The organism is Teredinibacter sp. KSP-S5-2 (assembly GCF_032773895.1).
Lineage (GTDB): Bacteria > Pseudomonadota > Gammaproteobacteria > Pseudomonadales > Cellvibrionaceae.
Window position 1 is genome coordinate 1,011,914 of the sequence record NZ_CP120416.1, and the last position, 24,312, is coordinate 1,036,225.

Consider the following 24,312-nt stretch of genomic DNA (forward strand, 5'->3'; position numbering starts at 1 on the left):
CTGATGGATACTACTAGGAAGAAAAATATGGCGAAAGTAAGACAGTATGACCTTACAAGTAATGGAAGTTATAAGTTAGTGCGAGTGTGTGAAAAAAGAGAAAACGCGCTAAGTAAGCCCAAAAATATTACTCAAATTTTGGAGACCTACCGTCCATTTGATGAGTTTCACACTCAAGCGCTGGATGTTTCAAATATGCTGGGTATGAAACTTCCTCAGTTCAAGTTAAAGTCAGGCCAAATTTATGATGGTTATGACGGAAAACGAATTATCTATGAAGTAGGGTGTGATACGGTAATCTATTTATTGATTGATAGAATATCGCCAAGAAATTCAAATATATTTATTCAACATATGGATAATTTTGTTTGGGATGTGACCAACCGAAGTGTTGCAAATAAGGTTGTGCAGTCAACAGCTCCAATTAAGACCATCGTTAAGTATGAGATGTATTTTATTCTAGGTGTTCTTTCTACGGCGAGCTTGGTTGCTCTGGTTGCCATTACTTCGGTGGATATTGGGGTAACATCCATTTTATCATCCAGGAAAGCACTTGCTGCAAAGAATCTGAGTAAAGATCTATTGGATGAGCACGGGAAAATGGCTGAGTATGCACCGACCTTGCATCAGAAATTAGAAGAGTTTTTCATCGCTGAAGCCAAAGTAAAATGGAAGAGTTTCGGTAAGCAGCTACCCGAGACAATTGTCAAAGATGAAAAAACGCAGGCTCAGTTGGCCGGAGTGTTGATTGGAAAGGCGACTATTTCACCAAAAGCATTTAACGTGTGGACTGCTGTTATTACCATTTTATCTACTGCAGCAATTAAATCGGTAACTAAATCGCCGGAGGCATATGGTCGCGTCATTGAGGGAAAGTACAGGCCTATTGTTGAAGAGTTAAACAACGCAGATTTGCGTGATCCTAAACAGGCTATCCAAGCTGCCAGAAAACTCAAAACGTTGGTGGAAGACTCTGGTGTGAGTTTGACTGAGGACGAAGCCCTTCAGATTATCAAGGAGGTGGTCAGTAATCCTATGCAACTATCAGAGAGTTTGAAGAAAATAGATAAATCATTCAAAGAGTTTCTGTTGGTATTAAACGATTAAGGCTTGGCATGAATAAAAAAAATACTGGTTGTGTTGTACGGGTACAGTTTGTTTTTGTGTTGTTACTATTGCTTGTCAGTTGTGATAGTGGAACTGAAAAATACAAACAGGATGCAAAAGCTTTTTGTGATGTGTTTGCTGTTGAAAACTGGAAAGAGTTTAAGTCGGAGTTAAGTTTTGAAGAGCTAAATGACCTTGTTATCGCGAGATCGAAATCCGCAGTGAAGACCAAGGCGTTTTCAGCGCTCATTGAAGAGTTAGATAAGGTGGAGTTTTTTCGTGATTTATCTCCGACTGCGAAAGGCAAAATACAGGAACTGACGGGAGAAGAATGGAGTTGCCCGGATTATGAAAAGTTTTATCAGTTAACTATTCGCAAAGCCTCGGTTTCAAGTGAGGCGAATAGCAAGGTAAGTGAGTTTCAAATAGAAATAGGTGCTCAGGGACGCTATTTCATTCAAGGGAAAGAAATCGATATCTATGATGATGTAGTGTGGGGAAAAGAAATTTCTTCCAAGGTCACACCGGATACCCTATTGACGATCAATATGCAGTCGGGCGTCAACGATGAGCAACTGAAACCCCTCTTTATCAGGTTGTCCGCGATGGGAGTGAAGAACGTGCAAGTGATTTCTGAGGACTAAGGCACATTAGCGAAATGTACGGAATTAAGTAGATGAATAAGGGTAGTTTAAAGAACGGAGCGTTACTTTTAGCTGGTTTCTTTTGGTTTTACGCGAATGTCAGTATCGCACAAGGCTTCCTGCAAATGCCTGAAATGCGTGAGGTGCCGGAGTACGAAAAGGACACCATGCTATTGGATATGGACATTCCACCTGTTCGTGATCGAAACCCTGATCCAGAAGGTGGCCCTCGATTGAATGTCAAAGAGTTTCGCGTGCAAGGCTTAGTGGAGTTCCCAAAGATGGGAATTACCCGAGAGGCGTTGATCAAGCGAGTCGAAAGCATTCGTTTTGATATGATGAAAGAGGGCGAATTGGGCAAGTGGGGCTACTCAGAACAAGAAATTTCTGAGATAGCAGACCTGTTAGCGGACATTGAAAAAGAAACCCAGGATAGTCATGTCGATAATACCGATTTGCAACGTTTAGTCTTCTTAGTTCGCGATCAGCGACGACGACGAGGCATTACGCTCGGTATGATTGAAAGCGTCGCGGATGTCATCACACGATTTTATCGAGAAAACGGTTTTATTTTGGCTAAGGCGTTTATCCCTGAACAGGAAGTCAGAGATGGTGTGGTTACCCTTACCTTGCTACTTGGCAAGCTTGGCGAAGTTGAGGTGTTGAATAACAAACGTGTTTCCGAAAAATTGATTGTTCGAGCGTTTAACCCACAAATAGAAAACCCGGTGACCAGTAAACGGATGGAAGAGTCGCTGTATCTAGTGAGTGATATTCCGGGATTAACCGTTCAAAGTTTATTAGTACCTGGGTCGCAAGTGGGGGACACCAAGCTTCAAGTGAGTTCAATGGGCGAGGAGTGGTACAGCGGCAACATTCGGTTTGATAATCATGGTTCACAAAACACCAGTGAAAATCGCGCTTATGCCGACTTTTATTTGCATAACCCGTTGGGCTGGGGGGATGAACTGTATTTGGCGGTGTTGAATTCATTTAGCCCGGATAACAGTACCTATGGCGCGTTTCGCTATAACTCAATGTGGGGCATGCCTCGATTACGCACTAGCATTGGTTTCTCCACCAATGACTTCGTTTCTCGTGATGTCAGAAATTCCGGTGAACGATTCTTTACCGGTAAATCCGAAGTGGCAGATGTGTCCCTTAAATACCTGATGAAGCGCTCTAGAATAAAAAACTATTCGGTCGAAGTGCGATATATGGACATCGACACCACACTGGACACCTCGGCAACCATTACCGATGAAAAAGCCAAAAAAACCTCACTCGGGTTTAATTTTGATTTGCTCAGCGAAAAACGTCGTCAAGTGTATATCGGCAATGTGTCATTACACCGTTCAGATACCTACGAAAGCGGTGGGTTTGATGGGACGGTCAACGAAACCGAAAATTACCTAACATTTGATTTTAATATGTTGGCGTTCATGAACTTTCCGTTTACCGAAAAGCAAACGCGCTGGCTGATTAAAACCTCCGGGCAATACGCAGGTGAAGCCTTGAGTAACCTGAATCAAATCAACTTGACTGGACCGGCTAGAACGCGTGCCTTTGGTGTCAATGGCCTACAAACCGATGACGGTCTGTTTTTGGGTGTGGACTGGATTTTTGGCTTTCCGAGTTTTGGTAATGCCAAACTGTTCGGTGAATCTATTGGCCATATTATTCAACCCTATGTGTTTATCGATGGTGCCTATGGCGAAATCCATCCGTTGATTGAAGGGGATGAAAAAATTACGGGTGAGTTGGCAAACGCGGGTGTGGGTTTGAAGCTCCAACATCGACATTTTAGTGCAAACTTTACTGCTGCATCGGTAATTAGGGATAATGTTAAGGACTTACAGAATAATACGCCTACATCGGAAGTCTATGCTGAGTTATCATTTCATTTTTAAACGCTATTAAGGAATAGCCAATGCTAATTTTAACCCGCTACATTGGTGAAACGCTGATGATAGGCGATGATGTCACCGTGACCATTCTTGGTGTTAAGGGCAATCAAGTGCGTATCGGTATTAATGCACCCAAGGATGTTTCAGTCCATCGTGAGGAAATCTACAACCGTATCCAAGCGGAAAAAAGTGCGAAGGACTCCCAACCTGAACGTTTTCAGACCCAGGCGTTTCCATCTGATTCAAATAGAATGTACTGAGTTTGAATACCAACATAGGAGGTAGTATGTCACCGAAAAAATATATCTTGGGAGCGATGTTATTGTTTTCCCTGGCGGGATGTTCAGCGACCTTGACGCAAGATATCTACTCACATACACAAGCTGACGACGATGCGGTGACTGCGTTTGTTGCGTTGTCAAATATGGCGTTAGAGGACGATTTATTGCTGGCTATTGAAAAGGATTATGCCAAAGAGCAAGACCCTTTAAGGAAGCTTTGGTTCGAATACCTGCTGGCGAAAAGAACACAGCAGCAAAACTACATGAATGCTTTTGTGGCCAATGCTGAAATTCACCTGAATTTTCTCGCCACAAACAATACACAATGGGTTTCCATTGCGCACCCCATGCTTGAACTGATCCAGACCTATTCATACACCGACGACAAGGCGTTGTTGGTATTGTTGAAGCTTGGTGCAATTAGTGATGGCGCGAATGCCAACGTCATAAGTTCTACACTGGTGAATTTATATCAAATCAATGGTGAAAGAGTGAAGCGACTCGCGAGTGGCGCAGGAGTGGGTGAGGCTACACTCAGTATTTTATTGGAGGATGAATAATGGCAGGATCAATAACGTTTGTGAAAACCGAGTCTGGGGAAGGTTCTCGAATGAAGGGAAAGTTAACCTGGGGAGGGGCAGAGTATCAAGTTGTAACAGGGGGGTATGGGCTTGGCGCGATCCCCGATGGTACTTACGACATCGAGACTAAAAAGGCGGTTGTAGGCAACGCACAAACCATGAAATCGGGTTTTGTGAATGCCGCGACGGGAAGAGGATGGTTTTTACCATTAACGCCAAAATTTTCCACCACTCGGCATGGCTTTGGTATTCATCCCGATGGAAATCTACCGGGCACAAAAGGATGTGTTGGTATTCAGGGTGACGATATTAAAAAGTTCTGGGATAAGTGGGTGGGCACGGCAATGGCTGCTCGACCAACGTCACTGGTTGTTTCCACCAATATGAGTAAAAAGTAACCCATCTTTCCTAGCGTTAAATATGCTTAAAATTCATACTATGAATTACTGAATCCTAACAAAGGAATTTGGACTCGATGAATAGCAGTACTGAAATACAACGGAATATTGAGTTTGTACCTGAGCAGCTTTTAGAAAGCCTGAACGTGAGTAAACCGGCGGGAGAGGTTTTTGTCCGTGGAACGGTTACACAATTAAATCCCTACAAAGACCTGTGGGTGTATGGAACCCTTGTTGGCCGCGACTGCGCGATATCTTTTCGATGCCCTCCTGACCGAGCCCCAAAAAAGATCAATGATACCGTAATCATCGGTGGGAATATTACGGTGAAGCCCTCGAGCATCCATGACGGATTAACAGTGCTTCTGGATGGGGTTGTCACGGGCTCTTGGGAGAAAGAATACAAGACTGAACCGTTGGTTATTCCGCAACGACAAGCGGCAAAAATATCCTTAAATCAATTCGTGCATCAGAATTTCAGTGAATTGGGAAATCTGGTCATTGTGGGCACCGAGCGGGGTCTCAGTGATTTCAATTCAGGACTCAATGGTTTGTCAGAGTCTCCCTGGATTCAGGCAAAGGTCAGGGTGTCTTCCAGTCAACTCTTTTTAAGTGATTTGGCGGATGTTATTCGAGATATGGAGGTTAAGGGACTGGTGATTGTCCGTGGGGGTGCCAGCTCTGATTCAGGGATGCGAATATGGGATGACGCATCGGTAGTCAATTCCTTATTAGAACTGGAATGTCCGTTGTACACAGCAATTGGCCACTCCGATGGTTTTGTTATGCTGGATAAGTACGCGGATGAGTCATTTTCGACACCAACACAATTCGGAAGCTGTTTGCTATATGCATTAACAGCCTACTCCGCCAAGATACATCAGGAAAAGAAACTTGCGGAAGTCAGTAATGATAAAGACCTCTTAGAGAATGAGCTGAGTAACTCACGACTGGGATTTCAGCAAACAATGGCGGAAAAAGAAAAGGATTACCTTGCAAAGCTTGAGAAGCTGACTAGTCAAAATAAAACCTTGTTATTTACATCAGTTACCCTCGGGGTGTTGCTGATGGTATCGGTGTTTATCTTTTAATCTATATTTAATTGGATATATTTACTGTTTGATACAGATGTGATCGATTTCGGTTTGCGGATTCGTGACAAAAAAAGTGAAGTAAAGTTGAACACTTGTTATATAGGTTTGTGATTCAGAGGTATCAGTATTGAATATCCTTATTGCCCTTGAAGTTGGCAAGGGGCTTGGACATTTAGGTCGGCTACATCAATTGGCTAAGTCACTTAGCGCTATTGGTCATAGAGTTACATTCATCCTGCCGATTTGTGGGTTACTCGAGAAATATTTCTGCCTGGAGTTTCCGCTACCTTATTCTGTAGGTAATGCGCCAAATACGCTCTATGTACTTTCCTCAAAAAGAACAAAACCAAGAAATTATTCCGAGGTTCTTCTTGCATCCAGTTTTCAAAATGTCGAAAAGACCACCTGCTTAATAAACGCATGGATGAGGATCTTCGATCAAGTAAAGCCCGACACAGTTATCTATGATGCCGCGCCAGGTGCTTTACTGGCTTTCCGTGATCTCGCTGTAAAGAAAGTGCATATCGGTGATGGCTTTTTTCTCCCTCCCAAACAATCTCCTCTGCCCTTATTCGAAAGCAACAAAGGCCATATATCCGAAGTGATTGAATCGGAAAAGGTTTTACTGGAGATATTGAATTGGGCTCTTGAGCTAAGTGGTAAGCCTTTGCTTAACGCTGTCTATGAGATATTCGAGTGTGACAGGGAACTACTGTTGACTTACGAAGCGCTCGACATCTACGCGCAGAGTCGGCGTGGGGGCCAATACTACGGGTATTTGGATGGGGGTTTTGGTGGACGTGTTGCGGAGTTTCGGGGAGGAATACCAAAAAAGCTCATTGCATATCTGAGCAAAGACTACAAAAACCTGGACGTGTTATTGAGCGTGATCGAATCGCTACCGATTGATGCGATTATCAGTATTCCGGGGATTGATAGCGCAGAGGTTGATACGTTCTCCTCCCGACATCTTCAAATCTTTAATGAAGTTATAGATTTAAACACATCTATGCAGCATGCCGATGTGTTTTTGTGTCACGGAGGTCACACCACTACAAGCATGGCAATTAGAAAGGGGGTTCCTGTTGTCTCTCTGCCGATGCAGAGAGAACAATACTTAACGACTAAGCTTGTGGAGTTACGTTCTCTTGGGGTTGGGTGTAATCCCTTTGCCAGGGCAGATCAAATAAAGAGCAAGGTTGTGAGTGCTTTACAGCCAAAAATGAAAGAGGCTATCGGCATCTTTTGTATGATTCATGCTGACTTGAGTGAAATCGAGGTCTTGAACACCATCGTTCAATCTTTATTGAGTGTCTGAGGCGCTGAGAGTGGTTCGCCCCGTTTAAATGTTTTTACCTGAGTCACTTCAAGATCGTTATACAGTTTGGGGTGTGTCAACGCTTCCTCGATGGCTAGGCTGGTGAGGATACTTGGGTTTAGCCATTCTTTAATAAACCCAATATCATGCGGCAGAAAGAGCGGCGTCGATTTATCGTGGTACTGCTTAAATCGTTCGTGAGGATCTCGTGTGATAATAGCCATCGTTCTCAAGCATTCGCCATTAGGTGCTTGCCAGTCTTTATACACAGTCCCCAGAAGTAACCCATCCTGAGATTTCATGAGATAACTCTTTTTATCCTTTCCGCTTCCAATACTCTCTCCGATTTCCGAAGCTATAACTATTCCTCTTCTGGTTTTGATGGCATTTCCATAGAGTGGTCCCGAGAGATTTCTCGCGTTAAAGGTGGTGAGGTTACTGGGAACTAATTTGTCGCCAGAAACATCCATCTGGTACCACCAGAAAGGATCTGAGTACTGATATTCACCGTCACCTTGGCTGATGTGTCCCTCCACTATTCTCTTTTGGTAGTTCTGCCTGTTCATACCGGGATAGGGAATCGGAAGTCCCAAATCCAACAATAAGATCAATACTGCAGGGCATTCGTGGAGATTGCCAAAGTATCCGCACATTACATTACCTCTTAACCCCGTTTTTTCAGGCTAATGATTTATCTAAATAGAAATGATTCTAAATTAGCTCGCCGAATCTAAGCGGGCTATGAAAGTGTAGGAAGATATTTTTCGTTATAGATAATTTTGGCGCGTAAATTAAATATGAGGAATCTTCTTTTTAGTATAGTTAAACGATACAGGCGTCAAGCCTTTTATAATATGTCTATTGCATATTAGGAGGAAATATGTTCCGGTCGATGCTTTTATTTGTATTTATTTTTCTGTCTTCAAGTGCACATTCGATATTGATTGGATTCGAATATGAAGGGCTCATACAGGAGGTCGGACCAGGTGTATCTGTTCCGTGGGGGTCTTTCGCAGGAGGAAGAATTGTATTCGAAACTGAAGGTGCTACCAAAAGACAGTTCAATGGACAATACGAACTAAATGCGAACTTAGCCGAGTTTACGTTTGAGGTTTATAGGAACTCGGGAAAGGTACTTCGGCATTCCATATCTCTTGATGACGGCTTATCTCCCGAGCTATATGTAGATGTTTTTAATAGTTCTGGTCAAGGATTAGATACAATCAGCTATTTAGGGCATACACATTCTTCTTTTGATAGCGGCCCGTTAGTAGAGGTTGTATTTCGTCTGCAAGTTGCAGGAGCAGGAGTGCTGTCGAGTTGGGATTTGCCCGAATATGTTCCAAAGTTTGAAGATTTTACAGCACTTAGACCTGAATTAAGTGCATGGCGAATCGATCCTCATACTGGGGCTTCAACACATATTTATACAGCCAGAGAGTTATCATTTAGTGAATATCCTCACTCAAAAATCATACCAGTTCCCGAGCCGGATGGGCTGCTTATATTGTCATTTAGTGTTTTCATTTATTGGAGCGTTTCACGTCGAAAAAAGCCAATCTAAGTTATATATGATTTTTTCTTAGGGTTATAGATTAAGTAAGAATTAAATTTAAATTATGTGGTGGTTGGTAATAACGGGCGAGCGCGTCCGCCCATCAATCTGCTCCAAAAGCTTACCCCTGCGGGGTGACGTTGAGCGCCGACCCGTTATGTTTTTCTCTATTCGTAAAAAGGTTCACAGTGATCTCTAAAAGAGTAAAAAAGTTAAAAAAAGAAATAATATCTAAATTGCCTTCCTTTCCAAATAATAAAGAAACTAAAGATGAATTAGAATCGAAGAGTCTTACAGATTTATTAATTATATATCTCAACTGGTCATCAAGGTTGATTGTTCCAAGGCGAAGAGTTATTGAAATTGAGCCAGATGTATACAAAGATCCAAAATGGACTCTACTATCTGATAGTTTTTTAAGGTTCGAAGAAAAATCTAAAAATGGAGACGACATTAACCCATATCTCTCTAAAAAGGCTCATGAAAAAGGTTTCACACCAGCAGCTTCTGCAAGTGGGTCAGATGTTGATAGATGGGAAGATAAAGACCGTCTATTGAATGTAATGGGTTTCCACCATTTTCATTTGGGTGCTTTAAATGCAGGGTCTAAGTTATCAGAAAGACAAAATGATGTGGTTTTTGCGAAGGTAGACAAGCTGAGAATCCATATTCTTGGTGTGTTTGATCACTCCGTATTTGATTCTGCAGATCCTACTTCAATGGAAATTTCTCAGGAAAGAAAACGTTTATGGCAACTCTTTGATAACTATTCATCGCAGGATGCCCCACCAAATAGTATTGTTATTCCTGGAAACGTTAGTACGTCAGGTACTAGTTTGAAAATTGTTCAGTTGGCGCAGTCTTACACCCGAATCATTAATCAAATAGATCCAAAATTAGACGACCGTGAATTTGTTAAATCAGAGATATTTGGAAATGAAATTCAGGCTCCTTCCAAGCCAAAAATACAATGGCATTTGAGAGGTACTGATATAGGTGTTTTTGACAGTCAAACAAATTCGTTTGTCTTATACGGTCATGGGTTAAACTAAAACTGCAGACATAACAAGCAACTTAACGCGGATTCGGTTAGTTGGGAGTTATGTGATGACGAATGAGTGAATTTACTAAGAATGTCCAAGATTGGGCTTCAGAAATATCTGAAATAAGGGCTGTCATCCTATTTGGTAGTCGAGCGAGAGGCGATTGGCTTCCCGGCAGTGATTGGGATATATGTATTTTATTGGATGCAATGAATGTCGAGAACGGAGAGTGGTATGGTACTTGGTTCGCATACGCTGATTTGTGGCATGAAAGTTTTTGTAAGAAAGTGGGGTTGGAAAAAGCGGAAGTGCAATTTACAGCCCCTACTAGTAAGGCTGTTAAAAATGGTATAGCAAGGTCATCAAAAATACTTTATGTCAAAGATGTTGCGCCACATAACACCTATATGACCGAACCTGTCAATGACCAATAGGAACCCAAAACGCTCGCCTACATAAAAGACTTAAGTACAGGTAATACTTAGCTACAGCAGATATTTAAACTCTGAGACTGCCGCTTCGCTCTAGTTTTCTTATTCTTGCTGCTGGTGGTGTTTTGTACAATAAAAGGCAAGCCAAGGGGTGATTAAAAATTGGTCAGGGATCGAGAATGATGAGTGGGAAGCATTTGACTGTGCAACGACCATTATGATTGAAGAAATATGCGCAAGGAGGCCTTTTTTTGGTGAGGGTGGTGCAAAGGATAGTTGTTTTTTAAATATGCCCCTGTCTTTACGGGGAGGCGGGCTAGAGGCTGTTATTACTTTATTAGAGGAAGTCTACGAGGTTTTATTTCGACATAGTGGTACAGCGGGAGCAAAAGCGATTGAAATATGATCATAAGGAGCGTAGTTTAATCAATGTGATACAATTACGTGCTGAGAATTTGTTTACAGCGCCTTCCCGCACTCGTCCGCCATACTTTTTCTCCCTTTCTAAAGGTTGGACAAATCTCACCATAGGTTGGGATTTTTATTTGTATTTAATCTACGGTTATTTATAAATAGGTGTGGCTCTATGTAGGGTCAGCTCTTCTTTAGTAGAGTTTTCAGTAGAGTTTTCACTTTCTTCAAATTTTATAGTAAGGCAGAAATATATTAGAGCGGATCTAACAAGCTTGAGTAGTTCGAGAGTGTATTTGCTTAAAGACTCAGATGAGATTATTTGAGCATAGTCATTCTCATTCCCCCAGGCGTCAAAACTCCCGTCTGCAACCCTTAGCCACCCATGTTCACATGAGTTTCGTATCTTTCGAAAAGCTGAGGAGGAAGGGTTTGGAGCCTCCCAGTTGTTTGATTTCTTGGATAAATCAATGTCATATAAATCACATGATAGCCAAAATAGAGCAGATAAAAATGGGTTTGTTTTATCTGGTGTGCATTTCCTTAAATCCCTAGGGGTGAATGCAACTTGTTTGGACTTTTCTAATCCGTAGTACTTATTTAGTAGTTGCGCCGTACTGTCAAATATACTGAAACATATTCTTAGAGAGGTTTTTAATTTTTCAGTGTACCCTTCGTAGTTTACGTAATCTAAGGTGTCTACCAAGTATAAGTTTTTATTCTCGTATTTTGGGTGAACTTTATGGAATCCTTCATATGCTAAAAATCTAGCAAAACAATACTCTCTTTTTAGGGAAGAAAAAGCAGCAGAAAAATATGGGCCTTCTCTATAGGAAGATGTGTAGTTAGGGAACTGAAGTATATCTTGATCGGCAATATCTGATTTCGTAATATCATTAAGATGATTTACAAAAAGTCGATTTTCGAGACACCACTGACGGTATTTTTTTTCACTCTTAGAGTACTTAGTGGGAGGCGTAGAATCCCAGGATAAGTCCTCCTTGCTACATTTTAACCCGAAATCTCGAAGGTTTTTAATGTCCTTGTCATATTGTAATAGGTTGATTATACCTGGGTGGCTTGATTCGCTAATATTCTCTTCTAAGGTGTTTAGTAGATTATATGCTGAAAAAATATAGCTTTTTGCATGGCCGGGGTCGTTTATATAGTAATGAAGGTAAATTAATTCTCTAATCTTTGCCGCCGTTGACACAAAGGGTGCATCACCAGGAGATGAAAAATCATGGCTCCAGATTTCAAATGCTTCGATACTTCTTCTTTGATCAGTAATTTCATTTGCTAAATTGGTGCGTATTTCATTAAGGATTGGGGAATTTGAAAATTCCTGTAGTAGTAATAACGAAGTTCTATAAGCATTTATCGTCTGCACCTTGTGGCTTGGATAAACTTGTTCTCTCCATCTATGCCAGCTTTCTTTTTGAATTTTTGAGGCCGCACTATGCAGGTTTCCGATATAGTAGAGATAAATAGCTTTTATGTTATCCGGTGTTTCATCAAGTTTAACTTTATTTGAAGCCTTCGTTATTAACTGTTTTATTTTATCGATATCACTTGCATTGATTGCTTTGTCACAAGTGCTTGCAAACTTATTTAAGTCCATATCTTTTTCGCTTAGTTGTTTAGACTAGATTCTAGTACGGTCATCAGAAGGGCAGTCTTGTTAAGGTTTATCCTAGCATTGCCAACGATATATATGAAATGAGCATTGTGAAAACCGGCGTTGGCCTGCGACAGCACCCTTCGATTTCTCTATTCAGCACATATCGGTACATAAAAACGAGTGCGCAAAGAGCTTGATTTTGCGTAGCTGCTGAGACCTTCCTGTGAGTTGCTAAATAGTTTAAGAAATGCTCAATTTCAGTGTTTTCTAAATCTTTTGGGTGCTTTTTATTGTGCAATTCGAGGATCTCCGAAAAGAGGGTTTCGATATTTCATTTCCAGAATTGCATTAATGACATCTTGAGACGGCCCTTTAGGGCCAGGTTTTCTTTTGGATTTTGAAGAGTAGAGTAATTGGTATTTCTTTTCCTTAAGCGCTTTGTGAAAACGAAGAATCGTGGCGGGTTTTAAAATAATGGCGTTTCGAATAATTCGTTGAAAACTCAAATACTGAGCACACCAGCCAAGAATAAATCGGTCTTCCGGTGTTAGATTGGGTGAGCGTTTATGCTTTCTGGACAGAACAAGAAGCTGCTTCCGTAAAGCAATGTTTTCCGCAACAATGGCTTTGGCTCCACCAGGAAGGAGAAGCCTGAACGCCGTGGTCAACACAGACCAAAAAGAGAAGAGCCAAATTCGCATGGCGGGCGATCATAGATTAATCAGGTTATGATAGCAAATTGAGGTCGTATTGGTCCGAATTAGGAATTCGCCAGGGACAGGGCACTCGTGAAGGTTTCCAAAGTATCCGCACATTTAAATTCTGCTCAAATGATGAAATATGTGTCAGAAATTGTGTTTTGGTGGTAATTGCCACATTGAATTCTCGACTATCTGAAATAGAATGGTAATCTTACACAATTCCGTCTGGCTTAAATAATAATTCTCTAAATTTGGCGTTGCGAACAAGGGGGTAAAAGTGCTTTATCTGGTACTAAGTCTACTAATAGTTATTCCGATAAATTGCTATTCTGAAGCGCTTAAAATAACTACTTGAAATATAGAGCATCTCAGGTCCGAAGGTCTTGGGGGTGGCGGTGGTTATGGTTGGGAAACCGAGATATTCTTTCCTGGGGAACCAAGCATATTCGGCAAATGGCGTCAGACATATAGTGACTAATTTCCGGTTTCGATTTACATAAAAACCAAAATGAAGATGTTGATTAGGCGTAAAAAATTTAATTACCTCGCATATATTATTAAAATAACATTGGTTGATTTATATGAATAAAATTCGGCTCATGATTAAAACACCAGATAGAAATTTTTTCTCGGAATTCTCAAGAAGCTTGCCGGAAAATCAAGCTTTTGAAGCTACCTTAGAAACGGAGAAAGTGCTAAGAGGTATGTCAGAATCAAGCCTCTATGTAGAAGCGCTGGTTTTATTTTCTTCAGTGTGTTCAGGTGTGTTAGCAAACGCGATATGGGGCTATTTAGAGAAAAATAAGAAACCTAAAGACTCAGTGAAATTTGAGTACAAGAAAGAAACTAGAGTATTGATTGAAAAGGGAAGTTTTAAGATAGAAAAAAGTGAATTCACTAGAATATTAGAGGGAAAGGATTGAGTGGTTTTTTAAATGGAATATATTCTTATCAATAATTCTAATCTAACTGAGGGGATGATTTATTATTATACTGGCTTATGTGGTGGAGGTGAAACTCCCCAAGACATGCTCTATGAAAGTGGGTTGACAAATATAGGTGATTCAGACTCACGGCAGAGACTATTGTTTGTTCCTGATAATGAAGTTTATATATATTGTGTGAATGACAAAATTGTTCCAACAATAGTTGTATCAACTGGGTACAGAAAATGGATATATCTTATGGCTGTTAATGTATCTGTGGGTGCTATGGTTGCGGGTTGCAAATCTTTAAAAGCAGAATTTATACAAGATCTGATGAGTCAAATAAGCCTCGACCCCTTATATATTACCTACTATGTAGAAAGCGGTATAGAATTTACCAGTGTTTTGGAAGTTTTAGAAGGTGATGTATTGAATCTGGCTAAGGTGATCGATTCTTTGCTTTTTAAGTTTTCGATATTTCACGAAATAGCTCATATCAAACTGGGACATATTGATTCAATTGATATGTGTCATGAACAGGAGCTTGAGGCTGATCGTTGTGCTCTGAAGCTTATATCTTCCTTGCCCTATCCTAGGAATATAGCTAGGCATATTTTGCCATTTTATTTTCTTTATCAAGAGATTTTGTTGGAGATTAGTGATAAGAACAGGGAGTCGCACCCAACATCAAAAACCCGAAGTTCAAACATGATTGATAGTAATATTTTAGGTAGAGGGTTTGATCAGGATGGAGTGATTTTTTCCGATTTGATGGATAAGTCAGAAGAATATGTGTACAACAATATCCTGAAATATGAAGGGTTACTTTTGGAATCAAGCGAGATTGATATTCAGTTAAACCGGATGGCATATAATTATTGGAAAACTCAATATCTATATGGCTGCGAAAAAAGATCTCCATTTTTCTCGGAACTATTAAAAATATATGGAAAGTTAGAAACGTTAAGGCTTGACTTGGCTGGAGTGGATTGGGATGCAATTACTCTATGATGTGAATCCGACAAGGGATATGGGAGCCAAAGTAGAAGGTTTTATTTCTCAGCCTTTCACGAAGATCTCTAGTGTAGTGACCTGATTGTTGAAGCAAAGGAGTAGTCCTAAGTTCGCTTGCTTTGGGATGTATTGCTACTTTGTTGAAAGGCTAAATGGTGTGGCTACAAAAGCATGCTTAGGAAAGCGATCGAGTATTATTGGCCAGTTTCGGCAACATTTCGAATAGTAGTCCGTATTTGGTGGGTATTTAAAAAGTTGTTGTGTGGCACTTTGAGGGCGTGCAGGAGGCCTAATTATGGGGGGAATGAGTGGGGTTGGAATGACAGGAATTGTCGAAAGTGATTAAATTTTATTACTCGGTATCTAAAGTTCGAACTTTCAATCGATAGTAGCGAAGGGAACAGTTAGATAAAGCGGTGAAAATATATTCCAGTTGTTTGATTTTAAAGCGTTTTGTGCGCTTTCTTGGTGCATCACTTTTTTCGAAAAGTGTACCCTCCACCCCGCCATCATTATTGAAACGCCGAGACATGAGATCTCGGCGTTTTGGTTTCTAGACCCCAGTAACTGCGGGCTCTAGCGGCGAGTTGGTTAGATATTCCCCAATGTTACCCTCCGCTTATTTCTCGAACAAAACGTACAAAAACCTCTCAAATTCTCCAAAAATCTCCATTTTTCCCCAAAACGGAGGTATTTCGAGATACCTCCGAAACTCCTTTAAAATCAATAAGTTAATAACCCTACGAAAAAAGGTTTTTGTGTGAATGGGGGGAGGGGAGGGAAATTCGAACTCTCGATACCTTCCAGAGCTAGTGCTGTGAGTTCGAATTCCTTCTTCTCCTACTAACAAATAAAACATTGCACAGAGAGTTGAGATAAATGGCCCACTACATTTTTACTGTCGCGTAAAATCATATCTAGTTGATTGATTTTGTTATATTTTTACGTTTTTAAACAATGTATTAATTGCTATGTATAAACGGAGAACGCGGCATTTCAGTTCAAGGTAATTAGCGATTTGAGAGGGGGTGTTAAGGGCTTGAGGCGTGTTTGAACAATAAAGAACCCTTAATATAAACGGTCATGGAATCTAAGGTGTTTCAGTAGCCGTGTGAAGGCTTGGGAGCACAACAACCAAGTAATGAGAGGGGAAGTACGATGATTTGGTGGGAGAAAACCGTTGAATATAAATTTATTTTATCGGCGGCAACGGATAAGAAATTGGATTTTGCTGCTCCACTGTCAGGTGTTCAGGAGCATTGTTTTGCAGATGGAATTTTCTCTTCAAACTATAAAATAATTCTGATTGAGTTTAAACGCTCTTATCAAGAGCTAAAGACTGAGGAAGACAAATTTGTATGCTACGAAAAAGCTAAAAAAGAAATGAGTGGCCGAGATACCCATCACTATTTGGTTTATGGATCAGAAGATGTAACTGGTTCTCTTAATTTGCATGCTCGTAACTATTTTTCTCAAAAAAATGTTCCATCTGTATTATCTGTTCTAGATCATGGTATGAATAATGAAGAATTTAAAATGTATCTCTGTGATTTGATTGGTTTTAAGAAAGTAGATGGTCGTTCCGATGGTACTTTAGGTCCAGAGTCTACCGCATCGGTGCTGGGGATATCGTCGGAGAGTGCTAAATCCGTATCGCTAACGGAATATGTAAGAATCGAATTGCCAGCACTTTATCAAGACTTAACTCCTACTAAGAAGCTAAATAAAGATATGAGTTTTGGGCTTGGCTAATACTTATATGAGTTACGTCGACAAGGATAATTTATGAATATGATCTTTCGCTACTTTTTTAAGCTAAGTGAGAATAAAATCGAAAGGCCATTTAAATCCAGTCAATGATTCTACAGTGTTACTCCTGATGATATAAGAATAGTTAGTTGAATAAGGAATTCAGAGAAATGTTGAGAAACTATAAAGAAACAATCTCTTATTATGCGGATCTAAGACAAACCGTCTATGAGTTTGTGCAGGATGAATACAGTCACCTAAATATTTCTGCGAGTGGTATTTCCTATCACGATGCTATACGTGCCGATCAATGGGCTGGTGAATGGGATAATCCGAGTCGGATTGCAACTTGGGAATGGACAAAAATGTATTCAGATTATCAAGGGCATTCTGGCATAAAACGGTTTGATTTAGCTCTTAAGCAAGGAAACCGCTTGTTAGCTTTATGCTATGGTGTTCCTAGCAAAAGAAAGTTTATTTTAAAGTTACATGCGATTGAACGAACACCGATTAATAACCCTCTTAACGGACGAATACTGGAGATAGTTCTTTTTGCCGCAGATTCCTATGCTGGATTGCTTGGCTCTAAAGAATTATGGTTGTGTAACCCGATGAGTCCAGCTCATGTTAGAATGTATTCCAAGGCTGGTTTTGAACCAAACAGTAACAGTTTAGGAATCGTTACTCATTTGATTTCGAGGTATGACTAATGATTGACGATAGAAAAAAACTAGAGAAAATGAAAGATAAACTTCGTAAGCGCAGGGAAAAGTACAAAAATCTGGAGTCTGAGTTGCCCGAGAATGAACATCGGATTCTTGGGCCGAGAAATGATATTGAGTATCAGAAAATGAAAAGAGATATAAAAGGGGCCGGTGATGACTGATAGAGAACAGCGTTTTAAGTCTAAGGATGATATCAAAAAGCATTTGGAAAGGAATAAGTCTAGAATAAAAACGGAAGCACAGAGCTTAGCGAGAAAGCTATCGATTTCTCAACGTGATAAGAGAGCATAGGAATCTCTGTTCTTGAAGAAGATAATTCGGATAAGTCGGAAAATTGAGATTGTGCTCGCTTTTGTCGGAGTTGTTGTTGGGGTGTGCGCTTGGTTATTTCCTGTAACAAACATGAGTCGCACTAAGATCCCTGAATATTTCGTGGAAACCTTCAACGCTCCGCTTGTTGATGAATCTTCTCCTTCAAGGGTATTACTTATTTCCGGGGCCGGGGCAACGGTTAAGATACTTGCGACTAGTGATGGTAGTGAATTTGTAGGTGGAAATATATCTGGTGCGAATATAGAGCAAACAGTTTATGTTCCCATTGGTGAGGATTTCTTCGTTCGCATTACCGGTGTAGACTCTAATGTGTTAATACAAAAAGAACTAATGCCATATGTAAGCATCAGTGGCACAGCTTCTGGAAGTATAGTAGGGCAGCTATAATTGTTCGCTTCGATACTGTGGCTACGCGTTGCAGTTTTTGGGGGTTTAAAGTGCGAAACTTTATGTTAGTTTCTATTGGTGTGAGGATATTATATGTCGATTAGGGAGGGGATTAGTTTACTATGCTAGAGAACATAGATCTTTTTAAAAAATATAACCAAAGGGATATTAAAGATAGGCAGCTTGACACTTTGATAGGGTTAAGCAAAGGAATTAGTGCTGATGGTACCGTGGTGCAAGCTGAGGCCGAGTACCTATTAACTTGGTTGCAGCAGAATAGTCAAACCGAACATCCAATTATTCTTAATTTACTTAACAAAGTAACTCAGATGCTAGAGGACGGTGTTTTAGATCAGGAAGAGTCGGTTGAGTTACATAAAATTCTAGAGCAAATATCTGGAGAGCCCACTGCGCTTGGTGAACTAGCAAAAACATCCGTTTTACCAATTTGTTCTCCTGCGCCTAAGTTGCGATTTGAAGATAAGAAATTTTTGTTTACTGGCACATTTGCATATGGAACAAGGAAACAGTGCCAGGAAGCTATCGCTGCCTTGGGTGGTGTGAGTATAAAGAACGTTACCAAGGATTTAGATTACTTGATCCTGGGGGTATACGTATCAGATAGCTGGGCACATGAAACCTTTGGCCGAAAAATTGAGAAAGCTATTGAATACCGAGACGCCGGTGTACCACTTTCCATTATCACTGAAGAACACTGGATAAGCGAAGCTGGCCTATAGGCTGACCTAATACTCTTTAGCTGCCTAATACAGGTTGTTGTATTAGGCAGCTAAAAGCGGTTAATGATTTATCTTTTACTGCACGTTACTCTTCCGTGCTTATTAATGTTGAACATACATTTTTTGGCTCCCTTAGTTGGGACATAAACAGCTTTTTTGACTATCTCAGAGAAGTCGGCATCACTGCCATCCTTTCTTCTAAAGAAGACAATTTCTACGGATGGGGCGATACTGATGTGATCCTTCAATCCAGCTTCACCTGGAGTAAGTACTATTGGGTCATCACTATGTTTGAAAAGGTATTCATTAATTACGCGATGTTTTGTTGTGGAAACGGAATTGGAATAGTCCCGTGCCATGTAAAAAACTGGAGACCCGTTCGAGATTTCATGAGCTTTTTCTTCCGCCTCACCTAGTTTGCTTGTTACTGACATAACTGTGGATGGCGGTTTGGGATTGGGTGAGGAGGCATCAAGAACACTTAAATCACCTCTCCATAATGCGGTGTATAAACGCCCCTGTGTTGTACGGATTTGCCCTGCCTGAAGCTTCTTGTGCTCTTTGTATAACTCAATTCGGACTTCCGAATTCCAGTTGGTCTCAAATACACTTTTACTGGTCTTTTCGACTCCCCCAGCTACTCGACTAGGATATCTAACTTGAATGGTATAGTTGACTAGCTTTCGAGCTTCAGCCCATTCCTTTTCGTATGAATGCTTATTGTCATAAAGAAGATCTCCCTCTTCAAATTTACACAAAGAAACCGCATCACAAAATGAACGTGGAACTGCCCATTCAAAACCTGAAAAATACTTCACACTCTCTTCCCCGAGACTTGATAAGAGAATTTATTATATGTGTAATCAATATTTTATATGTGAGTTTTGATGCCATATTCAACGCAAATGAAATATAGAGGAATGAAAGGGCTCCTACATTGAGTTTCTATAGAATCTGAAAAAGTCATGATTGTAGTTTTTACCTACTTTCATCCAGCCAAAGTAAAAGTTTGTTTCTGAATTCTTCTGATTCACGGAATAATTGTGTATGACCGCTATCGCTTTGCCAAAAAGTACAATTGCATAGGCGACTAATCTCTTTACCAAACCTAAACGGTGTAATGTCATCGCGGGTTCCATGTAGTACTAATATTCGCGAACGAATTTTTTTGATCGTATCCTTTAAATCGTACTTTTCGCTGATAAAAATTGGGATGAATGTGCTGGCTAATTGGCTTTTAAACTTTTTTTGTATGTGATGTTTAACTATTTGTCTAAATGATGGGAAAGCAGAATTCAATATAAGGTGATCAATTTTGGTATCCGAATTGGATATCGTTGCACAAGCGATGGATGCTCCTAGTGATTGACCGATAACGATCATCTTTTTAGGTGTATCAAAGTTTTTAGCTATGTATTTCAATATGTCTATGCCATTTTGAACAAGTCTTTTTCTAGATGGCGTGCCGGAAGAAGAACCATACCCTGAATAGTCGAATATAAAGACATCATAGCCATGTTTGGGAAGCCAATCTACGTGGGTGATATGGGAAGTAATGTTTTTTGCATTGCCATGAAAATGGATAATCAGCCCTTTACTTTCCGTATCACCTTGATGGTGGAGGTATTGGCCGTGGAGAGTGTTTCCGTTACTTGGAATAAAGTGCTCGTCAATTTTGAAGCAATATGCGTATTCGCTGTGGGATATGGTATCGGGTTCAAATAGCTTGCTGTCCAAAATCATAGTATATCGATTTTCCTATGTTTGATTTCAAGCTTAAATTTTGCCACAAATCATCCTAACTATCTGTCTTGTTGCTGCCTTAAACTATTTATTGTAAACCAATTTGGCTAAGTCACCGAGCTATAGTTGGCGTCTTAATTATTGTGTAGGCATTATATTCTTTTTGATTGTAAAGTTGGTGATGCTAATATGAGCTTCGGCTTTAGACACTAAAATCCATTAGCGGTATGCTATATACAAACATAAACGACACCCTGCGGGGTGACATTGAGCACCGACCCGTTAGCTTACACATGGAAAGTTATGAAAATTCGGAAAATTGTTGAAGAAGCATTAAAAGATACGGGAAGTGGTAAAAGTGCAGATATTTGTGCTAAGTCCATGCTGTGCAACTTAATAAAAGAAAATGAGCCTTTCCAAGCCATTGAATTGAAGAGCTTAGAACATCTATTACTTATGATGAAAGAGTCGATCTTTCCTCATGTTTATGGAGAAGGCGGAGTATTTTATTTTTCAGCATATTATTTTCATGATGATAGATATCCTGTAGGTCGAAATTATTTCATCAGAGAGGCGGACTTACTGAAAATTGCTAGGCTTCATGCATACTTTAAGTCCAACGGATTGGAACTGCCCATCATTCCACCTAATCAGCTTGGCAAAAAAATAGGTCAAGATGGCTTTGAAGCAAGAATACGTGAGTTTAGAGAGCGGCAATCTCGTGAAACAGAAATGTTTAAAGGCTTATTTGAGGGGCGTTCACAATCCACTTCAGTAGAAAAGTCGATGTTTCTTAATTCTCCTGGCTGCCTTGTTTGTGGTGATAATGATTTTCGGATGATGAGCTCTACTCTGAGTTCGACCAAAGGCTTTATGGTTGGATTTAATCTTTGTGACAATCATTTGGAGGTGGCTAAATCTGAGAACAGTCTACTTGAGTACTTGGCCAAACTATTCAAACAACCACCACCTTTTCAGTTCGTGCCGCTAGAAACTAAGGAGCATTTTGAGCTGGTTTTGTCATGGCTACCCAAGGAGTTAGGTTGTAAAGTCGAAAAGACTAACGCAAATACTATGACACTCGTAAGACCGTCAGGATTAAAAGGGATTTTCAGGCTAGACTCGCCAGGAAATTATGCCTATATGATTTTCGGGTTGGATGGCAAAGAGGTTGCTCGAATAGATTCGGCTGATCATCACAATGTCAATTATGGGCCGGATCACTTGCATGTAGATTTAACTAAGAAAAAGGGGCCAATTGAGTCAAGCTTTACTACTGGAAGCCCTTTAATTGACACAAAGAAAATACTAGAACTTATTGAGTTAAAAGAGGCCGAGTTTGAAAGCTAACAAGGCGCTGCTGTCGGACAAATTTTCCGCTGCGCTCCAAATTTGCCGTAGAGCGCGGCTTACGTGATAGGGAAATATGAATCCAAATAATCCTACAGAGGATGAGCTGACAGAGTGGGCTTTTAGTGAAAAAGAATGGCCAGATCAAAATTGGGATTTATTTTTGGTTTGGCATGGTCGTTTTGATTGGTATATTCGATTGGCCGAAGACTATACATGCCCAAAAAGGCAATTCTTTATTGACCTTCTTTATTATGTGGTTGGTTACTCTTTTAAGAAAACTGAGGTTGATACGGATGCTCTTTTGCTTCGTTTGGTTAAAGAAGCCCAAAATGTGAAATCGAAAGAAGTACGAATTTGGCGGCATAAAATCAAATTGCTTAAAAGTGGTGATTTGGTATTTATCCAAGAAGAGTGGTGGTCAGAACCTAGTTCGGCCACGTAACAAGGGGCTGTTTGTCGACCGGTATTTGCTCCGGCCAAAAAACGGCCTCCACAAATACCGGCGCAAAAGCCGGGCGAGAGTTACTAAATAAGGGGAAATGAATGGAGCCAATGGTAGCTGCTGGAGCATATGCTACAGTTGTCGGCTTAATCTGCAATTACAGAGCAGAAAGCAAAAATAAAGCAAGTTTAGATGACTTTATGCATTGGCTGGAAGTACACGGCCACAATGAATCAAAAGACTTGATTGAGTCCAACTATAAGACAACTATTTCAATTAAAGCTCTGCTCAATCAAAAATCAGAGATTTTTACAGAAAGATTCAATCAAATAGATTTAATACTGGCTAAAATATCAAGCCAAGTTGAGGGGTTGGATTCATTAGCTGAAGCAATATATCCTGAGTCGCGGTTATCGGATCAGGCTTTGAAAATACTATCGGAACTAGATGAAAGTGGTAGTTCTCACTTTTATATTCTTGAATCAGCTGACCAACCTCCCTTGATAGATTTTTGTGTCGGTAAAGGTATGTATTGTGATGAGGAGCGGTTTATGGAGGCTGATATAGAATCATTAGTCTCAGCTGGTTTTTTAACTCTTCGTTACAATCGGGGTCAGCAGTATTACATAACACGTGAGGCTGTTGACTATCTTAAGGTAATCCGTGAGCGAGATAAACTCTAACAAAGCAAATCACGCGACAAGCGCGTGTTTGCGGCGATACACGGCCTCGCTCGCTGCGCGACCTCGGCCATGTATCGGGTCGGTGCTCAATATTTTGTCGCAGATAGTTGTCCGCGCAGTGCTATAAATTGAGTAAGAATTAATTTTAAACTAAGAAGTGGCTGGCAAGAATAGGCGAGCGCGTCCGCCTATCAATCTGCTCCAAAAGTTCACCCCTGCGGGGTGACGTTGAGCACCGACCCGTTAGAACTCAGGTATTCACTATGGCAAAAATCGAGCTTGACCTACTGGAAAATGCTACTGATAGCCTTAATGAGGCCTTGACGAAATATACAGAAGGTAAAAATGGCAATTTAAAGGCTTTTAAATTCGCAATTCTTCATTTTTCTCATTTTTTCGAATTGCTGCTTAAATACTACGTTTCCGAATCTCACCCCTTGTTGATATACAAAAATCCTTTTTCGAAGAAAATTGAAAAAGAAAACACTATAGGAATATGGGATGCGGTACAGTTTCTGAAAAACGAAGGGCATGGTGTTTCAAAACAGTTTGAAGATGATTTGAGGTGGTTTAAAGAACTACGAAATGATATCGAACATCATAAGTTTAGTCTTGACGTTGAGGAAGCGAAATCCACTCTAGGTCGGCTGATGCAGACTATAAACGAATTCAATGAAACTGTGGCTAGTTTTGAATTAAAGGACCACGTTGATAAGGAATTAATCAGTGAGTTCGAGATCTTGGCAGATGAATACAAGGCAAAGGTGGCACAAGCTATTGAGGATGCTGAAAAAATTGGGGGGGTAGAAAATGGTTATTATTGCTCTTGTTGCGGAATTGCGGGAACCATGTCTCTAACTGATGGAGTATATAAATGCCACTTTTGCAATGAGGAGTGTGATGAAGTTGAATGCTCAGTTTGCGGAATCAATATTCCCGAATATGAAGGACAAATATGGAACGACGATCATCCACCTCATGTAGACTACATTTGCGATTCATGCGTATACAGGATCGCTCATATGTAGCGACAGTTCTAACACCTATATGACCGAACCTGTCAAAGACACAATAGCGTCAAAACTTAGTGTCTGCTTTGGAGGATAAAAAGTATACATTTTGAAA

At 40.4% G+C, this 24,312-nt stretch carries 29 protein-coding genes; 23 read left to right on the plus strand and 6 right to left on the minus strand.

What is annotated here, in order from left to right:
• Positions 1 to 27: 27 nt before the first annotated feature.
• The 8 genes from P5V12_RS04730 (at position 28) to P5V12_RS04765 (ending at position 7,330) form a co-directional block, all read left to right on the plus strand.
• Positions 28 to 1,107: a hypothetical protein gene (locus tag P5V12_RS04730; RefSeq protein ID WP_316956096.1), complete on the plus strand. Its 1,080-nt coding sequence runs from the start codon at positions 28 to 30 to the stop codon at positions 1,105 to 1,107.
• A gap of 8 nt (positions 1,108 to 1,115) precedes the next feature.
• The gene (locus P5V12_RS04735) at positions 1,116 to 1,751 is read left to right on the plus strand and encodes a hypothetical protein (protein WP_316956098.1); all 636 of its coding nucleotides are present in this window, start codon (positions 1,116 to 1,118) and stop codon (positions 1,749 to 1,751) included.
• A gap of 32 nt (positions 1,752 to 1,783) precedes the next feature.
• Positions 1,784 to 3,661 carry a ShlB/FhaC/HecB family hemolysin secretion/activation protein gene (locus tag P5V12_RS04740; RefSeq protein ID WP_316956099.1) on the plus strand — a complete coding sequence of 626 codons (1,878 nt, stop codon included), beginning with the start codon at positions 1,784 to 1,786 and terminating at the stop codon, positions 3,659 to 3,661.
• A gap of 20 nt (positions 3,662 to 3,681) precedes the next feature.
• Complete coding sequence (csrA, locus tag P5V12_RS04745; RefSeq protein ID WP_316956100.1) at positions 3,682 to 3,918, plus strand: carbon storage regulator CsrA; 237 nt, start codon at positions 3,682 to 3,684, stop codon at positions 3,916 to 3,918.
• A gap of 26 nt (positions 3,919 to 3,944) precedes the next feature.
• Positions 3,945 to 4,499: a hypothetical protein gene (locus P5V12_RS04750; protein ID WP_316956101.1), complete on the plus strand. Its 555-nt coding sequence runs from the start codon at positions 3,945 to 3,947 to the stop codon at positions 4,497 to 4,499.
• A complete protein-coding gene (locus P5V12_RS04755; protein ID WP_316956102.1) occupies positions 4,499 to 4,918 on the plus strand; it encodes a L,D-transpeptidase in 420 nt (139 codons plus the stop codon). Before P5V12_RS04750 ends, P5V12_RS04755 begins: the two co-directional genes overlap by 1 nt.
• A 77-nt stretch (positions 4,919 to 4,995) precedes the next feature.
• Positions 4,996 to 6,009 (plus strand): exodeoxyribonuclease VII large subunit, encoded by a 1,014-nt coding sequence (locus P5V12_RS04760; RefSeq protein ID WP_316956103.1) that lies wholly within the window; start codon positions 4,996 to 4,998, stop codon positions 6,007 to 6,009.
• 130 nt (positions 6,010 to 6,139) lie between these two features.
• Positions 6,140 to 7,330 (plus strand): hypothetical protein, encoded by a 1,191-nt coding sequence (locus tag P5V12_RS04765; RefSeq protein ID WP_316956104.1) that lies wholly within the window; start codon positions 6,140 to 6,142, stop codon positions 7,328 to 7,330.
• Here the strand turns inward: P5V12_RS04765 and P5V12_RS04770 are convergent.
• Entirely contained in the window at positions 7,309 to 7,983 is a 675-nt protein-coding gene (locus P5V12_RS04770) for an SOS response-associated peptidase family protein (protein WP_316956105.1), read from the minus strand. The genes P5V12_RS04765 and P5V12_RS04770 overlap by 22 nt on opposite strands.
• A 227-nt stretch (positions 7,984 to 8,210) precedes the next feature.
• Between P5V12_RS04770 and P5V12_RS04775 the strand changes: the two genes are divergently transcribed.
• The 4 genes from P5V12_RS04775 to P5V12_RS04790 all read left to right on the plus strand — a co-directional run bounded on the left by P5V12_RS04775 (position 8,211) and on the right by P5V12_RS04790 (position 10,765).
• Positions 8,211 to 8,894: a hypothetical protein gene (locus tag P5V12_RS04775; RefSeq protein ID WP_316956107.1), complete on the plus strand. Its 684-nt coding sequence runs from the start codon at positions 8,211 to 8,213 to the stop codon at positions 8,892 to 8,894.
• Between the two features lie 179 nt (positions 8,895 to 9,073).
• Positions 9,074 to 9,937, plus strand: coding sequence for a hypothetical protein (locus P5V12_RS04780; protein WP_316956108.1), 864 nt, complete (start codon positions 9,074 to 9,076; stop codon positions 9,935 to 9,937).
• 62 nt (positions 9,938 to 9,999) lie between these two features.
• Entirely contained in the window at positions 10,000 to 10,362 is a 363-nt protein-coding gene (locus P5V12_RS04785; RefSeq protein WP_316956109.1) for a nucleotidyltransferase domain-containing protein, read from the plus strand.
• A gap of 148 nt (positions 10,363 to 10,510) precedes the next feature.
• Positions 10,511 to 10,765 carry a hypothetical protein gene (locus P5V12_RS04790; protein ID WP_316956110.1) on the plus strand — a complete coding sequence of 85 codons (255 nt, stop codon included), beginning with the start codon at positions 10,511 to 10,513 and terminating at the stop codon, positions 10,763 to 10,765.
• A gap of 156 nt (positions 10,766 to 10,921) precedes the next feature.
• Here the strand turns inward: P5V12_RS04790 and P5V12_RS04795 are convergent, their stop codons facing one another.
• The 3 genes from P5V12_RS04795 to P5V12_RS04805 all read right to left on the minus strand — a co-directional run bounded on the left by P5V12_RS04795 (position 10,922) and on the right by P5V12_RS04805 (position 13,092).
• A complete protein-coding gene (locus P5V12_RS04795) occupies positions 10,922 to 12,391 on the minus strand; it encodes an LA2681 family HEPN domain-containing protein (RefSeq protein WP_316956111.1) in 1,470 nt (489 codons plus the stop codon).
• A gap of 67 nt (positions 12,392 to 12,458) precedes the next feature.
• Entirely contained in the window at positions 12,459 to 12,689 is a 231-nt protein-coding gene (locus P5V12_RS04800) for a site-specific integrase (RefSeq protein WP_316956112.1), read from the minus strand.
• Complete coding sequence (locus P5V12_RS04805; RefSeq protein WP_316956113.1) at positions 12,679 to 13,092, minus strand: hypothetical protein; 414 nt, start codon at positions 13,090 to 13,092, stop codon at positions 12,679 to 12,681. Before P5V12_RS04805 ends, P5V12_RS04800 begins: the two co-directional genes overlap by 11 nt.
• A gap of 581 nt (positions 13,093 to 13,673) precedes the next feature.
• Between P5V12_RS04805 and P5V12_RS04810 the strand changes: the two genes are divergently transcribed.
• The 7 genes from P5V12_RS04810 to P5V12_RS04840 all read left to right on the plus strand — a co-directional run bounded on the left by P5V12_RS04810 (position 13,674) and on the right by P5V12_RS04840 (position 18,966).
• Complete coding sequence (locus P5V12_RS04810; protein ID WP_316956114.1) at positions 13,674 to 14,015, plus strand: hypothetical protein; 342 nt, start codon at positions 13,674 to 13,676, stop codon at positions 14,013 to 14,015.
• 12 nt (positions 14,016 to 14,027) lie between these two features.
• The gene (locus tag P5V12_RS04815; RefSeq protein WP_316956115.1) at positions 14,028 to 15,029 is read left to right on the plus strand and encodes a hypothetical protein; all 1,002 of its coding nucleotides are present in this window, start codon (positions 14,028 to 14,030) and stop codon (positions 15,027 to 15,029) included.
• A 1,161-nt stretch (positions 15,030 to 16,190) separates the two neighbouring features.
• Positions 16,191 to 16,784 carry a hypothetical protein gene (locus P5V12_RS04820; RefSeq protein ID WP_316956116.1) on the plus strand — a complete coding sequence of 198 codons (594 nt, stop codon included), beginning with the start codon at positions 16,191 to 16,193 and terminating at the stop codon, positions 16,782 to 16,784.
• A 146-nt stretch (positions 16,785 to 16,930) separates the two neighbouring features.
• Entirely contained in the window at positions 16,931 to 17,491 is a 561-nt protein-coding gene (locus P5V12_RS04825; protein WP_316956117.1) for a hypothetical protein, read from the plus strand.
• Positions 17,491 to 17,667 carry a hypothetical protein gene (locus P5V12_RS04830; protein ID WP_316956119.1) on the plus strand — a complete coding sequence of 59 codons (177 nt, stop codon included), beginning with the start codon at positions 17,491 to 17,493 and terminating at the stop codon, positions 17,665 to 17,667. The genes P5V12_RS04825 and P5V12_RS04830 overlap by 1 nt, the downstream gene beginning before the upstream one ends.
• A 241-nt stretch (positions 17,668 to 17,908) precedes the next feature.
• Entirely contained in the window at positions 17,909 to 18,226 is a 318-nt protein-coding gene (locus P5V12_RS04835; RefSeq protein WP_316956120.1) for a hypothetical protein, read from the plus strand.
• Between the two features lie 122 nt (positions 18,227 to 18,348).
• Positions 18,349 to 18,966 carry a BRCT domain-containing protein gene (locus P5V12_RS04840; RefSeq protein WP_316956121.1) on the plus strand — a complete coding sequence of 206 codons (618 nt, stop codon included), beginning with the start codon at positions 18,349 to 18,351 and terminating at the stop codon, positions 18,964 to 18,966.
• 68 nt (positions 18,967 to 19,034) lie between these two features.
• On the opposite strand, the gene P5V12_RS04845 is transcribed toward P5V12_RS04840, so the two are convergent.
• Together P5V12_RS04845 and P5V12_RS04850 are read right to left on the minus strand one after the other, a co-directional pair.
• A complete protein-coding gene (locus P5V12_RS04845; RefSeq protein WP_316956122.1) occupies positions 19,035 to 19,784 on the minus strand; it encodes a hypothetical protein in 750 nt (249 codons plus the stop codon).
• 160 nt (positions 19,785 to 19,944) lie between these two features.
• Positions 19,945 to 20,709 carry an alpha/beta hydrolase gene (locus P5V12_RS04850; protein WP_316956123.1) on the minus strand — a complete coding sequence of 255 codons (765 nt, stop codon included), beginning with the start codon at positions 20,707 to 20,709 and terminating at the stop codon, positions 19,945 to 19,947.
• 303 nt (positions 20,710 to 21,012) lie between these two features.
• On the opposite strand from P5V12_RS04850, the gene P5V12_RS04855 reads away from it, so the two are divergent.
• The 4 genes from P5V12_RS04855 to P5V12_RS04870 all read left to right on the plus strand — a co-directional run bounded on the left by P5V12_RS04855 (position 21,013) and on the right by P5V12_RS04870 (position 24,215).
• The gene (locus tag P5V12_RS04855; RefSeq protein WP_316956124.1) at positions 21,013 to 22,059 is read left to right on the plus strand and encodes a hypothetical protein; all 1,047 of its coding nucleotides are present in this window, start codon (positions 21,013 to 21,015) and stop codon (positions 22,057 to 22,059) included.
• A 76-nt stretch (positions 22,060 to 22,135) separates the two neighbouring features.
• Positions 22,136 to 22,504, plus strand: a complete 369-nt coding sequence (locus tag P5V12_RS04860) for a hypothetical protein (RefSeq protein ID WP_316956125.1) — start codon at positions 22,136 to 22,138, stop codon at positions 22,502 to 22,504.
• A gap of 101 nt (positions 22,505 to 22,605) precedes the next feature.
• On the plus strand, positions 22,606 to 23,187 hold the full coding sequence (locus tag P5V12_RS04865; RefSeq protein WP_316956126.1) for a hypothetical protein: 582 nt from the start codon (positions 22,606 to 22,608) through the stop codon (positions 23,185 to 23,187).
• A 263-nt stretch (positions 23,188 to 23,450) separates the two neighbouring features.
• Positions 23,451 to 24,215 (plus strand): hypothetical protein, encoded by a 765-nt coding sequence (locus P5V12_RS04870; protein ID WP_316956127.1) that lies wholly within the window; start codon positions 23,451 to 23,453, stop codon positions 24,213 to 24,215.
• Positions 24,216 to 24,312 lie beyond the last annotated feature (97 nt).

Excerpts from the sequence above, each read along its gene's own strand:
- P5V12_RS04770 (WP_316956105.1), bottom strand. The coding sequence starts at position 7,983 with ATGTGCGGATACTTTGGCAATCTCCACGAATGCCCTGCAGTATTGATC.
- P5V12_RS04795 (WP_316956111.1), bottom strand. The coding sequence starts at position 12,391 with ATGGACTTAAATAAGTTTGCAAGCACTTGTGACAAAGCAATCAATGCA.
- P5V12_RS04810 (WP_316956114.1), top strand. The coding sequence starts at position 13,674 with ATGAATAAAATTCGGCTCATGATTAAAACACCAGATAGAAATTTTTTC.
- P5V12_RS04870 (WP_316956127.1), top strand. The coding sequence starts at position 23,451 with ATGGCAAAAATCGAGCTTGACCTACTGGAAAATGCTACTGATAGCCTT.
- P5V12_RS04735 (WP_316956098.1), top strand. The coding sequence starts at position 1,116 with ATGAATAAAAAAAATACTGGTTGTGTTGTACGGGTACAGTTTGTTTTT.
- P5V12_RS04785 (WP_316956109.1), top strand. The coding sequence starts at position 10,000 with ATGAGTGAATTTACTAAGAATGTCCAAGATTGGGCTTCAGAAATATCT.
- P5V12_RS04730 (WP_316956096.1), top strand. The coding sequence starts at position 28 with ATGGCGAAAGTAAGACAGTATGACCTTACAAGTAATGGAAGTTATAAG.
- P5V12_RS04750 (WP_316956101.1), top strand. The coding sequence starts at position 3,945 with ATGTCACCGAAAAAATATATCTTGGGAGCGATGTTATTGTTTTCCCTG.
- P5V12_RS04855 (WP_316956124.1), top strand. The coding sequence starts at position 21,013 with ATGAAAATTCGGAAAATTGTTGAAGAAGCATTAAAAGATACGGGAAGT.
- P5V12_RS04830 (WP_316956119.1), top strand. The coding sequence starts at position 17,491 with ATGATTGACGATAGAAAAAAACTAGAGAAAATGAAAGATAAACTTCGT.
- P5V12_RS04740 (WP_316956099.1), top strand. The coding sequence starts at position 1,784 with ATGAATAAGGGTAGTTTAAAGAACGGAGCGTTACTTTTAGCTGGTTTC.
- P5V12_RS04820 (WP_316956116.1), top strand. The coding sequence starts at position 16,191 with ATGATTTGGTGGGAGAAAACCGTTGAATATAAATTTATTTTATCGGCG.
- P5V12_RS04760 (WP_316956103.1), top strand. The coding sequence starts at position 4,996 with ATGAATAGCAGTACTGAAATACAACGGAATATTGAGTTTGTACCTGAG.
- P5V12_RS04860 (WP_316956125.1), top strand. The coding sequence starts at position 22,136 with ATGAATCCAAATAATCCTACAGAGGATGAGCTGACAGAGTGGGCTTTT.
- P5V12_RS04815 (WP_316956115.1), top strand. The coding sequence starts at position 14,028 with ATGGAATATATTCTTATCAATAATTCTAATCTAACTGAGGGGATGATT.
- csrA (WP_316956100.1), top strand. The coding sequence starts at position 3,682 with ATGCTAATTTTAACCCGCTACATTGGTGAAACGCTGATGATAGGCGAT.
- P5V12_RS04850 (WP_316956123.1), bottom strand. The coding sequence starts at position 20,709 with ATGATTTTGGACAGCAAGCTATTTGAACCCGATACCATATCCCACAGC.
- P5V12_RS04865 (WP_316956126.1), top strand. The coding sequence starts at position 22,606 with ATGGAGCCAATGGTAGCTGCTGGAGCATATGCTACAGTTGTCGGCTTA.
- P5V12_RS04755 (WP_316956102.1), top strand. The coding sequence starts at position 4,499 with ATGGCAGGATCAATAACGTTTGTGAAAACCGAGTCTGGGGAAGGTTCT.
- P5V12_RS04840 (WP_316956121.1), top strand. The coding sequence starts at position 18,349 with ATGCTAGAGAACATAGATCTTTTTAAAAAATATAACCAAAGGGATATT.
- P5V12_RS04835 (WP_316956120.1), top strand. The coding sequence starts at position 17,909 with ATGAGTCGCACTAAGATCCCTGAATATTTCGTGGAAACCTTCAACGCT.
- P5V12_RS04805 (WP_316956113.1), bottom strand. The coding sequence starts at position 13,092 with ATGCGAATTTGGCTCTTCTCTTTTTGGTCTGTGTTGACCACGGCGTTC.
- P5V12_RS04775 (WP_316956107.1), top strand. The coding sequence starts at position 8,211 with ATGTTCCGGTCGATGCTTTTATTTGTATTTATTTTTCTGTCTTCAAGT.